Source organism: Vibrio sp. 10N.237.312.B06 (assembly GCF_041464685.1).
Lineage (GTDB): Bacteria > Pseudomonadota > Gammaproteobacteria > Enterobacterales > Vibrionaceae > Vibrio > Vibrio tasmaniensis_A.
This window is the reverse complement of the sequence record NZ_JBFSPI010000065.1, coordinates 16,349-28,753: the sequence shown is the minus strand read 5'-3', so window position 1 is coordinate 28,753 and position 12,405 is coordinate 16,349. Positions and strand designations below refer to the sequence as shown.

The 12,405-nt window shown below is 42.5% G+C and carries 10 protein-coding genes and 2 pseudogenes; 4 read left to right on the top strand and 8 right to left on the bottom strand.

What is annotated here, in order from left to right:
- Positions 1-90: 90 nt before the first annotated feature.
- Positions 91-831: a YciK family oxidoreductase gene (locus tag AB6C75_RS16620; protein WP_029225624.1), complete on the bottom strand. Its 741-nt coding sequence runs from the start codon at positions 829-831 to the stop codon at positions 91-93.
- A 143-nt stretch (positions 832-974) separates the two neighbouring features.
- Here AB6C75_RS16620 and sohB point away from each other — a divergent pair, with 143 nt between their 5' ends.
- Positions 975-2,036: a protease SohB gene (gene sohB / locus AB6C75_RS16615; protein WP_009849001.1), complete on the top strand. Its 1,062-nt coding sequence runs from the start codon at positions 975-977 to the stop codon at positions 2,034-2,036.
- A gap of 197 nt (positions 2,037-2,233) precedes the next feature.
- On the opposite strand, the gene AB6C75_RS16610 is transcribed toward sohB, so the two are convergent.
- From AB6C75_RS16610 to AB6C75_RS16600, 3 genes are all read right to left on the bottom strand, one after another.
- A complete protein-coding gene (locus AB6C75_RS16610; RefSeq protein ID WP_017084003.1) occupies positions 2,234-3,814 on the bottom strand; it encodes a SpoVR family protein in 1,581 nt (526 codons plus the stop codon).
- Positions 3,815-3,825: 11 nt separating this feature from the next.
- Entirely contained in the window at positions 3,826-5,097 is a 1,272-nt protein-coding gene (locus AB6C75_RS16605; RefSeq protein WP_017078142.1) for a YeaH/YhbH family protein, read from the bottom strand.
- Between the two features lie 143 nt (positions 5,098-5,240).
- Complete coding sequence (locus AB6C75_RS16600) at positions 5,241-7,175, bottom strand: PrkA family serine protein kinase (protein WP_371710290.1); 1,935 nt, start codon at positions 7,173-7,175, stop codon at positions 5,241-5,243.
- A gap of 354 nt (positions 7,176-7,529) precedes the next feature.
- On the opposite strand from AB6C75_RS16600, the gene AB6C75_RS16595 reads away from it, so the two are divergent.
- Positions 7,530-8,285: a MipA/OmpV family protein gene (locus tag AB6C75_RS16595; protein WP_372101078.1), complete on the top strand. Its 756-nt coding sequence runs from the start codon at positions 7,530-7,532 to the stop codon at positions 8,283-8,285.
- A 72-nt stretch (positions 8,286-8,357) separates the two neighbouring features.
- On the opposite strand, the pseudogene AB6C75_RS16590 reads toward AB6C75_RS16595, so the two are convergent.
- Positions 8,358-8,589 (bottom strand): annotated as a pseudogene (locus AB6C75_RS16590) (transposase); the annotation flags it as partial.
- Between the two features lie 254 nt (positions 8,590-8,843).
- Between AB6C75_RS16590 and AB6C75_RS16585 the strand changes: the two are divergent.
- Together AB6C75_RS16585 and AB6C75_RS16580 are read left to right on the top strand one after the other, a co-directional pair.
- A complete protein-coding gene (locus AB6C75_RS16585) occupies positions 8,844-9,344 on the top strand; it encodes a CPBP family intramembrane glutamic endopeptidase (protein WP_017102807.1) in 501 nt (166 codons plus the stop codon).
- 82 nt (positions 9,345-9,426) lie between these two features.
- Positions 9,427-9,537, top strand: a pseudogene (locus AB6C75_RS16580) (MipA/OmpV family protein); the annotation flags it as partial.
- A gap of 109 nt (positions 9,538-9,646) precedes the next feature.
- Here AB6C75_RS16580 and AB6C75_RS16575 read toward each other — a convergent pair.
- From AB6C75_RS16575 to AB6C75_RS16565, 3 genes are all read right to left on the bottom strand, one after another.
- A complete protein-coding gene (locus AB6C75_RS16575; protein ID WP_009846313.1) occupies positions 9,647-10,147 on the bottom strand; it encodes a YfbU family protein in 501 nt (166 codons plus the stop codon).
- 221 nt (positions 10,148-10,368) lie between these two features.
- Complete coding sequence (gene pflA / locus AB6C75_RS16570; protein WP_009846312.1) at positions 10,369-11,109, bottom strand: pyruvate formate lyase 1-activating protein; 741 nt, start codon at positions 11,107-11,109, stop codon at positions 10,369-10,371.
- 163 nt (positions 11,110-11,272) lie between these two features.
- A complete protein-coding gene (locus tag AB6C75_RS16565; protein ID WP_041472762.1) occupies positions 11,273-12,274 on the bottom strand; it encodes a lipid A deacylase LpxR family protein in 1,002 nt (333 codons plus the stop codon).
- Positions 12,275-12,405 lie beyond the last annotated feature (131 nt).

The following is a 12,405-nucleotide window of genomic DNA, read 5'->3' as shown; positions in this document are numbered from 1 at the left end:
AGTAAGACTCGCTACACTGTGCGATCTAAACACCTTAAATGATAGGTGTTGGCTATTAAAGCGACTTTTTGTTATTGCTCATAATATCAGCTACTTAGGTTGAGCATCGATACATTGGCCATTAATGTCTGTCACACTTGGGTTCATTAAGTGTAGGTACAGCGGGATGATGTCGAGTGGCGTTTTTAATTTGTTCGCATCTTCACCTGGGTACGCTTTTGCACGCATGCGTGTTTGAGTACCGCCTGGGTTAATCGCATTAACACGGATATCGGTACCTTCAAGCTCATCGGCTAAGATCTGCATCATGCCTTCTGTTGCAAACTTTGAAATTGCGTAAGTGCCCCAGAACGCTCGGCCAGAGTGACCAACCGTTGAAGAGGTAAAGACAATACGACCCGCTTCCGCTTTCTTAATGACTGGCAGTAACGCTTGAGTCATTAGAAATTCAGCTTTAACGTTGATTTGCATGACGCCATCAAACGTTTCTTCATCGATTTGATCGAATGGACTTAACGTGCCAAGCACACCTGCGTTATGCAGTAGACCATCTAAACGACCGAACTGTGATTCAATGGTTTCAGCCATGTCGATGTAGTTCTGTTTTGTAGCGCCTTTTAAATCCAATGGGATAATCGCAGGCTGTGGGTAACCAGCGCTTTCGATTTCATCGTAAATCAATTCAAGGTTTTTGACATTGCGGCCTAACAGAATAACAGTTGCACCATGTTGAGCGAAACTTAGCGCGGCTTGGCGACCAATGCCAGCACCGGCACCTGTAACCAAAATTACTTTATCTTTGAGGGCATCTGTAGAGATTGGGTAATCCACTGTGCTTATCCTTCTTTCTTTTATTATGTTCGTCATTCCATTGATGTTTAATCACACAGATAACCGCAGGAATGATGAGAAATTCTTGGTAATCGTGACAAGATGGTTACAATACACTAATTCATACAATAGGGGATATGACATTGGAATTTTTGTTGGACTACGGCTTGTTTTTAGCCAAGATTGCGACCGTTGTAATCGCCATCATTGCAATTTTAGTGATAGCTAAATCTGTGGGTGGAAAATCAAGCGCAATTAAAGGTGAGCTGGAAATCACGAACCTATCTGAGCATCACAAACAAACGATTGAACAACTAGAGCACCATTTGCATGATGATGCTTTCATCAAAGCCCGTGATAAAGCAGAAAAGAAAGCGGAAAAAGAAAAAGTAAAATCACGTGGCAAAGAAGTGAAAAAAGCAGCGAAAGAGGGTGAGCTTGATAGCAAGCGTGAACCACATCTATTCGTTCTCGATTTTAACGGCAGCATTGATGCGAAAGAAGTGGCTTCGCTACGTGAAGAGGTAACGGCGGTTCTAGCTGTGGCTCGTGAAGGTGATGAAGTCTTGCTTAAGCTTGAGTCTGGCGGTGGCATGGTTCACGGCTATGGTTTGGCGTCTTCTCAACTCGACCGTATCAAAGCAGCAGGCCTGCCTCTGACTATCTCGGTAGACAAAGTAGCCGCGAGTGGTGGTTACATGATGGCATGTATCGCGGACAAAATTGTATCTGCACCTTTTGCTATTGTTGGCTCTATTGGTGTTATTGCTCAACTGCCAAACTTCAATAAATTACTTAAAAAGCATGACATTGAGTTCGAACAGCTAACGGCGGGTGAGTACAAACGCACACTTACTATGTTTGGTGAGAACAGCGATAAAGCACGCGAGAAGTTTAAAGAAGAGCTCGAAGAGACACATGGCCTATTCAAAGACTTCATCCGTGACCATCGTCCAGCTCTCGATCTTGAAAAAGTAGCAACGGGTGAGCACTGGTTTGGTACACAAGCACATGAGCTTGGGCTGGTGGATGAGATCAGCACTTCTGATGATTTAGTCGTAGCGGCATGTAAGGACAAAACGGTTCTAGCGATTCACTACGTACAGAAGAAAAAGCTGTCAGACAAACTAGCGGGCGTGGCAGGTAAATCTGCAGACAGCGTGCTGATGAAGCTGATTGAACGCGGCCAAAAGCCGATTGTTTAAGCTTATTTAGCTTTAGCTTTAGCTCTAGTATCTAGGTTTAGTGCCTTGCGTCTATTGAAGACGTTTGAGCCTTAAAAAGAAAGCGCATAAGTCATCAGACTTATGCGCTTTTTTATTGCTCCACTTCCGAGTGGGTGACCACTATGTTGTAGGGGGAGCGGAGTTTTATACCAAGCACTTACTTACTGTGATTGATATTAAATCTTGGCTCCATAATCATTACGTTTTGGACAAGTAGTCAGAATCTCTCTATGACCCGTATCTTTGAGCTCTTCCAAAATCACATCAAAGCCCCATAAGCGATAGAGATGTTTCATCACTTCGTCGTAGCCTTTATCAAGCGGTATACGGCCGTGAGGCACATACTGCAGTGTCATCGAGCGATCACCACGAACATCGACGTTAAACACCTGAATATTCGGCTCAAGGTTACTTAGGTTGTATTGCGCCGCAAGCTTTTCACGAATCAAGCGATAGCCTGGGTCATCGTGAATAGCACTTATCTCAATGGTGTTTTTTCGGTCGTCGTCGAGCACAGAAAATAGTTTAAAGTCTCGAATGATCTTTGGTGAGAGGTATTGGCTGATGAAGCTTTCATCTTTGAAATTGTGCATGGCAAAGTGCACCGCTTCTAACCAATCACTTCCGGCTAACTCAGGGAACCACTCTTTGTCTTCATCGGTTGGTTCTTCACAGATACGTCGGATGTCTCTAAACATCGCAAAGCCAAGCGCATAAGGGTTTATCCCGCTGAAATAAGGGCTATTGTAGGCGGGTTGTGCGACCACGCTGGTGTGGCTGTGTAGGAATTCTAATATGAACTTGTCACTCACCAAGCCTTCGTCGTAAAGGTGGTTAAGAATGGTGTAATGCCAGAAAGTTGCCCAGCCTTCGTTCATTACTTGAGTTTGCTTTTGAGGGTAGAAGTATTGGCTCACCTTGCGAACAATGCGAACACACTCACGCTGCCAAGGTTCAAGTAGTGGTGCGTTCTTCTCGATAAAGTAGAGAATATTTTCTTGAGGTTCGCTAGGAAAGCGGATTTTTGTCTCTTTTTCCTTGTCTTGATTTTTAGGCACAGTTCTCCACAGCTCATTGACTTGAGATTGCAGATACGCTTCACGTTCTTCTTGCCTTGCTGTCTCTTCAGCTATGGAAATCTTCTCAGGGCGTTTGTATCTGTCTACGCCGTAATTCATGAGGGCATGACAAGAATCGAGAAGTTGTTCGACTTCGGCAACACCGTATTTTTCTTCACAATCGGTAATGTATTTTTTAGCGAATAATAGGTAGTCGATGATGGAACTGGCATCGGTCCAGGTTTGGAATAGGTAGTTGCCCTTAAAGAAAGAGTTATGGCCGTAACAAGCATGAGCCATTACGAGCGCCTGCATCGTGACCGTGTTCTCTTCCATCAGATATGCGATACAAGGATCTGAATTGATCACGATTTCGTACGCTAATCCCATCTGACCATGCTTGTAGTTTTGCTCGGTTTGAATGAATTTTTTGCCAAATGACCAGTGATTGTAATTGATCGGCATACCGATGCTCGAGTAAGCATCCATCATCTGCTCAGAAGTAATCACTTCAATTTGGTTCTGGTAAGTATCTAAACGGTAATGCTGCGCCACACGTTTGATTTCTACGTGATATTGTTCCAAGAGGTTGAATGTCCAATCTGGACCATCAGGCAGCATCTTGTCGTTTCTCTTCTGTGTCGCTTTATCTCTATCTGCAATGTTTGATTTCTCTGCAACGTTTGATTTCGCTGTCATGGCAAGCCCCCTTACGCTGTCTCTTTCTGGAACAGTTCTCTAAACACAGGAAAAATATCATCCACCGTTTTAATATTTTTCATGGCGAAGTTGTCAAAGCTACTCTCGAGTTTTTCGTATTCGTGCCAAAGTGTTTGATGAGAGCGGCGTGTTATTTCGATGTAAGAGTAATATTGGCAAGTTGGCAGAAGTGTATTGACTAATAGCTCTTTACAACGAGGCGAGTCATCAGCCCAGTTATCGCCATCAGAGGCTTGTGCTGCATAGATGTTCCACTCATTTGCAGGATAGCGATCTGCGACAATTTCCTTCATCAGTTTCAGTGCACTGGAAACGATGGTGCCACCGGTTTCTTGTGAATAGAAAAACTCGTGTTCGTCGACTTCTTTAGCCTGAGTATGGTGACGAATAAACACAACATCGACGTTTTCGTAGGTGCGATTTAGGAACAGATACAGAAGGACATAAAAGCGCTTCGCAATGTCTTTCGTGGCTTGATCCATTGAGCCAGATACATCCATTAGGCAGAACATGACGGCTTGGCTAGATGGAATAGGGCGCTTCTCGTAGTTTTTAAAACGCAGGTCGAAGGTGTCAATAAATGGCACGCTTTCAATTTTTTTACGTAACTCGGCAATCTCTTCTTTTAAACGACTTTCTTCAAAGGGTTGTGCTGGTTCCGTCATTTTAACTTGGTCAAGCTGCTCCATCAGTAGGTTAAGCTCGCGCTTTTTACCTGCTGTCATCGCGGTTCTACGAGCCAGAGATTGCTGCAGTGAACGCACGATTGCGATGTTGGAAGGAATCCCCGCGCTTTGATAACCAGAGCGATGTGTCTTCCATTCGGTGATTTTGTTGACCTGATTCTTCTCTAGATTAGGAAGAGCTAAATCTTCAAAGAGAATATCAAGATATTCATCTTTTGAAATTTGGAATGTAAATTCATCTTGGCCTTCGCCATCAGGGCTTGCGTCACCCTGGCCTGCGCCACCACCTTGACCGCCACCTTTAGGACGTTCAATTTTATCGCCCGTGATGAACTGGTCATTACCTGGGTGAACGCGTTCTCTTACGCCGCCTTGACCTTGGTGAAAGCTTGGCTCTTTGATGTCTTTATGGGGAATAGTGACGTCTTCACCGGTTTCAGTATTGGTGATTGAGCGTCGGTTGACTGCATCGGCCACAGATTCTTTGATTTGCTCTTTATGGCGTCGTAAGAAACGCTGTCTATTCACAGCACTCTTATTCTTGCCATTGAGCCTCCGATCGATAAATTGTGCCATAAGAACTCCCTCTCAGCTGATGTTGCGATCCTACTTTTTATTCGGGTATAAGAGTTATTAGTTTACTAAAGCTATTCGTTCGTTAGGGTATAAAGTTATTGGTTTGTACGAGCTGCCCAATTGAGCAGCTCAATACAGTTTGGTTATGAGGATTTACGAACTCTTAGGTACCACTCAGATAGCAGTCTCACTTGTTTCTCGGTGTAGCCTTTTTCCATCATACGAGCAACGAAGTCGTCGTGTTTTTTCTGATCATCCGTTGAGGTCTTAGCATTGAACGAAATAACAGGAAGTAGCTCTTCTGTGTTAGAGAACATTTTCTTCTCAATTACAGTGCGCAGTTTCTCGTAGCTCGTCCAAACTGGGTTTTGACCGTTATTGTTGGCTTTGGCACGAAGCACGAAGTTCACAATCTCATTTCGGAAATCTTTAGGGTTACTGATCCCTGCTGTTTTCTCGATTTTCTCTAGTTCACCATTCAGAGAAGCACGGTCAAATAGCTGTCCTGTTTCTGGATCGCGGTACTCTTGGTCTTGAATCCAGAAGTCCGCGTAGGTGACATAGCGGTCGAAGATATTCTGTCCGTACTCAGAGTAAGACTCTAGGTAAGCGGTTTGAATTTCTTTACCAATGAATTCTACGTAACGCGGTACTAGGTATCCTTTCAAGAACTCAAGATACTTCTCAGCGGTCTCTTGAGGGAACTGCTCACGTTCAATTTGCTGTTCAATCACGTAGAACAAGTGAACCGGGTTTGCCGCCACTTCGGCTTGGTCGAAGTTAAATACACGAGACAGGATCTTAAAGGCGAAACGCGTTGATAGCCCAGACATGCCTTCGTCAACGCCGGCATAATCTCGGTACTCTTGGTAGCTCTTCGCTTTTGGATCGGTGTCTTTTAGAGTTTCACCATCGTAAACACGCATTTTTGAGAACAGAGAAGAGTTTTCAGGCTCTTTCAGTCTCGATAGGATGCTGAATTGCGATAGCAGATCGAGTGTGCTTGGTGAACAAGGGGCTTTGGATAGCTCACTGTGCTCAAGCAGTTTTTGGTAGATCTTAACTTCTTCAGAGACGCGCAGACAGTAAGGGACTTTTACAATGTACACACGGTCGAGGAAGGCTTCGTTGTTTTTGTTGTTACGGAAGGTCTGCCACTCGGATTCGTTTGAGTGAGCTAGAATCATACCGTCAAATGGCAGTGCAGAAAGTCCTTCAGTACCGTTGAAGTTACCTTCTTGTGTTGCCGTTAGGAGTGGGTGCAAGACTTTGATTGGCGCCTTGAACATCTCTACGAATTCCATCACACCTTGGTTTGCTTTACACAGTGCACCAGAGTAACTGTAGGCATCAGGGTCATCTTGAGAAAAGTGCTCAAGTTTACGAATATCGACTTTACCTACAAGTGAAGAGATATCTTGGTTGTTTTCATCACCAGGTTCTGTCTTCGCGATCGCAACTTGGTCGAGAATAGAAGGGCGCAGTTTGATGACTTTGAATTTGGATATGTCACCACCGAAGTCATGGAGGCGTTTTGCTGCCCAAGGTGACATGATAGAGCGTATGTAACGTTTCTCTATTCCGTACTCTTGTTTCAAAAGCTCGCCATCTTCGTTTACGTCAAATAGACAGAAGGGGTGATCATTCACTGGGCTTCGCTCACCATCGGCAGACAGCACATAGATTGGTAGCTTTTGCATCAGTGCTTTGAGTTTTTCAGCAAGGGAAGATTTACCACCGCCCACAGGGCCAAGTAGATAAAGGATTTGCTTACGTTCTTCTAAACCTTGCGCTGCATGTTTTAGATAAGAAACAATCTGTTCAATCGCGTCTTCCATGCCGTAGAAATCTTTAAATTCACTGTAGCGTGAGATGACACGGTTCGAGAAAATACGACTTAGTTGAGGATCTTGAGCAGTGTCAATGACCTCCGGTTCGCCAATGGCGAGTAATAAGCGCTCGGCAGCATTCGCGTAAGCACTTTTATCGTCTTTACACAGCCCTAAGAACTCTTGCAATGTCAGCTCTTCTTCCTTGGCTGCTTCATAACGTGATTGATAGTGGTCAAAAATACTCATAGTCACATTCCCCTTGTTAACCAGTCAAAACTGACGAGCGATTGAAAAATAGGCTCTCCCTACATTTTAAGGTTAGACCCGCTTCGACAATTTTGCTTAACAATTATGTATTTATTTACAATTTTGCGTGTGAAAAACGTAGCGAGCGCAATAGGCAACTTGAGGCGTGTGGAATCGAATTATTTTACATTCGAGCGGATCTAACCGTTTGTTTTGTGATTTTAGGTCGCTTAACAATACTCACACTGGATTTATGTGTATTAGATGTATAACTGAGCTCTATTGATTTTTTGGAATGAAGTACCATATAATGCGCAGCGTTATCCAAAGTTGCTCAATAAATAGGTAAATATAGTGAAGAATAATGGGTTAAAAATAGTGGCTATCAGTGTGGCGTTACTGGCTTCGACAGCAACGCATGCAAAAATATCGCAGTGGTCACTGGGCGTTGCCGCCTCTTATTCTCCTGCTGTCTATAAAGAGACGCCGTCAAATCGTACGGTGATTCCCATGATTGGTTATGAAGGTGAGCATTTTTTCATGCGTGGATTCAGTGCGGGTTATCGCTTGCTACCTGCAGGTTCACCACAGAATATTGTGTTTAGAGCGGTTTATGATCCAAGAACATTAAAGCCAAGTGACTCTGATAATGCTGATATCCAGAAGTTAGATGAGCGTAAAGCGTCGGTGTTGGGAGGTGTAAGCTATCAAGTGATTACATTGGTCGGTATGTTTGAAGCGACAGCGGGCTCAGACTTAGGGTTTAGGCACAATGGCATCTATGCAGAAGCGGCATGGCGCCTACCAATTCGTCGTAATGGCTGGGCGATTACACCATCTATTGGTTACTCGTATAACAGTAAGCGTTTGAATAATCACCTGTACGGGGTGAGTTCAGCAGAAGCGTCGAGAACTAATTTGAACGAGTTCGATGCAGACTGGGATGGTCAGTACTTTATTGGTTTAGGTGGTTATCTGCATGTGACGCCAAATGTTCGAGTAACCGGCGGTGTGCGATATACCAACCTTGAAGGTGATATTGAGAACAGCCCAATACTTGAAAGCGGTATTAATATGGCAGCGAATGTTGGCGTAGCATACGTCTTCTAGGTGCTGTTGTTTTTCTCGTTATAGACGAAAAGAAAAAAGGGTTACTCATGATGATAAACCCTTTTTATTGGTTCACCGCGGCTTTCCGGAGAAAGCCGCTTTTATCTTCAAGAAGAAGTAGACTGTATCTCGATACCCCCAATTTCAGATAATAAGTGCTACATTCACTTGATTAGCTTTATCTTGTTGTTTACCCATATTCCAATGTGCAAGTATTTAACGGGGAACTTGCCGATGCGATAATGCCGTGAAGATAAGGACTCAGTTTTTGAACGAACTCTTTCAATGGCTTAATTCCACTCTCTTATACCTGTTCATATAACACCTCCCAGAGCCCCTTCTTTTCGATGAAACCTATTTGATCTAGATGTCAACAACATTCGAAATCTTATTTTACATATAAGTCGTGTGTATATGCCTTGCGTGTCACGTTTTGTACGGAAATAATATGATTAATTATTATCAATAAAAATTGATAGCTATTTTATTTATGCTGAGGGATATGGGTTAAATAGCTTTAATGAGTATTAAATATGGAGATTTAACTTGGTTTTCAGGATGAATTGTTTAATTTACGATGCGTTAGAATTAAATAGTAAACAGTTTTTTATTCGCGTTTACGGTTTAGCATGGTTATGGGCATTGATCTTTGTTTTTTTAGATTATTTCCTTCTAAATGGCTTTGGTAATATTCTTCTGGATACGAGTGATGATGAAATTTTTTCTGCATTGTTTTTTATATTAATTGATGCACCATTTACTGAAACTCTAATATTTCAATGTTTTATACAAACGATTCTTCGTCATGCACAAGGAAGCCCAACATTCTCAATTTTAGGTTCAGCTACTATATTTTCTTTGTGTCACCTAGGTAATTCTACGATAAACGCAATTATAGTGTTGGCAACTGGACTTGCTCTAGCTTTAACATATGAATATGTACGGATGAGATATGGCAATATTTATGCTTGCCTTTCTGTCTTTATTTCTCATATGTTATGGAATGTAATTTCAGCGGTGGTTATGCCATTACTGTTTATTATCTTTGACTTAAAATAAAACAAGTTCTACATGCCCGAATTCAACTGCGAAGTGCGACACTCTCCAATATCAAGCAGCCAATGCCATTTCTTTAAAGACCATCGCTGGTGGTGTTCGTTATACCAACCTTGAAGGTGATATTGAAAATAGCCCAATACTTGAAAGTGGCATTAACATGGCCGCTAACGTCGGTGTCGCTTATGTATTCTAGGTGCTTTGGCTTATCGCTTTATATATGAATATTAAAAAAGGGTTACTCATGATGAGTAACCCTTTTTTTGAAATTTTATAAGCCTAGTTAAAGCTAATCTTCTAATGCACTAAGCACTAAATATTTGAGATAGCTCTGTCGCACATAGGTGGTACTGACGAGGGCAGTTACGCCACGTTGTTAGCATGCGACGGTACTTTTCTAACATTGGCATTTGACTATTGAAGTGGTGATCTGCTTTGTCAAATTGAGGGTAAAGTCCTTCAGAGTCAACAAGGAAACGCACGTAATGTACGATTTGTGCTTCAGAAGCGATATCGAAACCTAGGAATTGTAGACGACGTTGGTCGACTTCCGCACGCTCTTGATCTGCAAGCATTTTATTCGACTCTTGCATCGCATGGTACATCTCCATAATGTCGATAATTTCGCGACATTCTGCTTCAGTTAAACAACCAAATTCTTTGTTAAGCTCACGCATTTGGAGTTCGTAACCACGTTCTACAATCGTTTGTAGACGCTGGTATTTAGCTGAGTTCTCAGGATCCATTTGAGACATTAGGTAGTATTGATTTGATAGAATTAGACGCTGAGCATTGGTCATTTCCATGGGAGGAACCTCACTAAAAAACTAAATGTTATATTATTTTGTTGCAGTAAGAGTAACAGCATTCCTAAGAGTGGAAACATGATCTCAACACGGATTTAATATGATTTTTTGAATTGATAAACAAAAGTTGTAAAGAAAAGTGAAAGGATTGTTTTAACCAAAAAAGAAAATGCCCCAATCGAAATTGAGGCGTTTGAAATCACTATTAACGTAAGTCTAAATTAGTATTTTACGTTTGAATGGTATTGACTGAGGATAGCAACAATCTCGTCCATTTTTTCTTTGCTTGGCGGATTTGTACCTTCAAGAGGGTAGTCGTGACCCAATGCTTCCCACTTATGAGCACCTAGCTTGTGGTATGGAAGCAGTTCTACTTTTTCGATGTTATCCATGTCCTTAATGAATTCACCCAGAAGATGCGCATCTTCTGGCGTATCTGTGTAGCCAGGAACAATCACATAACGAATCCACGTCTTCTTACCTATTTTGTGTAGGTAGCGTGCAAAATCCAGAGTACGTCGGTTGGATACACCAATGAAATCGTGGTGAATTTCATCTCGCATATGTTTAAGATCCAGCATTACCAGATCAGAGGCTTCTAGTACTTCATCGACCACTTCAGTGTGTTTACGAATATAGCCATTAGTATCAAGACAAGTGTGGATGCCTTCAGCTTGAGCCGCGCGGAAAAAATCACGAACAAACTCAGGTTGTAGCATCGCTTCGCCACCTGAACAGGTGATACCACCGCCAGAGGCTTTCATGAAATGACGGTATGATTTTGCTTCGTTAATGATCTCTTCGACCGTTACTTCCTTTCCGTCATGAAGATCCCATGTATCGCGATTATGGCAGTACATACAACGCATTAAGCAGCCTTGAAGAAACACAATAAAGCGGATACCAGGGCCATCGACAGTACCACAAGATTCGAATGAGTGAATGCGACCAGTTGTAGACATGAGCTATTCTCGTATAGGAATTTATACCGTTTATTTTATTACAAAAACGGTACATAAAATAGGGTCAAATGGTAACTAGGTCTTTAAAAATAAAGGCAATCACCTGTGAAGATGATTGCCTTTATTTAACTTGAAAAGCAGGCGGTGAAAGCCTTTTCTATGGCTAGAAGAAAGCAAACATAGTGATGCCACCAGTACCGTACACTGACTTTGTTGCTTCTTGGTAATCGGGTGTTTTTGCGGTAAGTGCGAAAGATGCACCAACGTATTGGTTATACCAAGCAACACCAAGTATCGCTGTCGCTTGAATGTTCTCTAAAGTGACATCGTAGATCGCAGGATCTTGGTCATTTTTCTTTGCATAATCATTAACACCGGAACGATCCCCTTCGACAGTCAGGTCATTAAATCGGTAACGCCCTTCAAGACCTGCGTAAGTAAACCAACCTGTATTTGAAGCACCTATCATGCCTGCTTTGAATGGGTTTTCTGTGCTGATGTTCGCTGCGCCAAAGTTGCCGCCCAAGTCAGTACCCCAACGGAACATAAATCCAGTAGAAATGTCGCTTCTAAAATTACCAACGTTGATCTCTGATACGTTAGATATCTCGAAGTCAGTATTCGCTAATGCTTGATTACGCATTAGGTTGAAATGACTTAAGTAACCAAGGCTACCTGCGTACTCATCATCAACTTGATACTTCCAACCCATAGGTTCGTCTGATTTAGTGATTGAGTGAACCAGTTTTTGAGCGTCTTCGGAAAGTGCTCGCTCGCCTGTAGTACCAAACGTGATGTTAAAACGCTGGGCTTGTTGTGGGTTCAAGCTGATGTAGTTGAATTCTGTATGTAGGTAACCTGCGTATGGACGATCATTGGCTGATGGTTTTTCTAATTCAATGTCAGAAGGCGTGTACATCTTGTGACCAATGGTGATTTCCCACTTATCTAAAGAGCTTGCGCCCCAATAGGAAAGGCTCAATGGTTTTACCCAAGCGTATGGCGTAATACTTGACGATGTGTAACCCAGAAATAAACCGTTGGTATAGTCTTGGTCGACACCAAAGATACCATCGTTGTCTAACGCAAAAGTTAACGTAGAGCGTTCAGATGCCAGTGATGAACAAGAGAGGAGAATCAGTGGTAAATAACGAAGGTATTTCATGTAGCGGTTACTCTAAAATGATGAACAGAAATAGTACCGTAGTTTGAGTGGATTTGTAGAAAAAAAGTGAATGCGAGTGTGCTTTTTGTGGCCAATCTAATCTTTCTTGGGGGAGGGGGTATTGATGAGAT

Excerpts from the sequence above, each read along its gene's own strand:
- AB6C75_RS16610 (WP_017084003.1), bottom strand. The coding sequence starts at position 3,814 with ATGACAGCGAAATCAAACGTTGCAGAGAAATCAAACATTGCAGATAGA.
- AB6C75_RS16605 (WP_017078142.1), bottom strand. The coding sequence starts at position 5,097 with ATGGCACAATTTATCGATCGGAGGCTCAATGGCAAGAATAAGAGTGCT.
- AB6C75_RS16600 (WP_371710290.1), bottom strand. The coding sequence starts at position 7,175 with ATGAGTATTTTTGACCACTATCAATCACGTTATGAAGCAGCCAAGGAA.
- AB6C75_RS16585 (WP_017102807.1), top strand. The coding sequence starts at position 8,844 with ATGAATTGTTTAATTTACGATGCGTTAGAATTAAATAGTAAACAGTTT.
- AB6C75_RS16575 (WP_009846313.1), bottom strand. The coding sequence starts at position 10,147 with ATGGAAATGACCAATGCTCAGCGTCTAATTCTATCAAATCAATACTAC.
- pflA (WP_009846312.1), bottom strand. The coding sequence starts at position 11,109 with ATGTCTACAACTGGTCGCATTCACTCATTCGAATCTTGTGGTACTGTC.
- AB6C75_RS16565 (WP_041472762.1), bottom strand. The coding sequence starts at position 12,274 with ATGAAATACCTTCGTTATTTACCACTGATTCTCCTCTCTTGTTCATCA.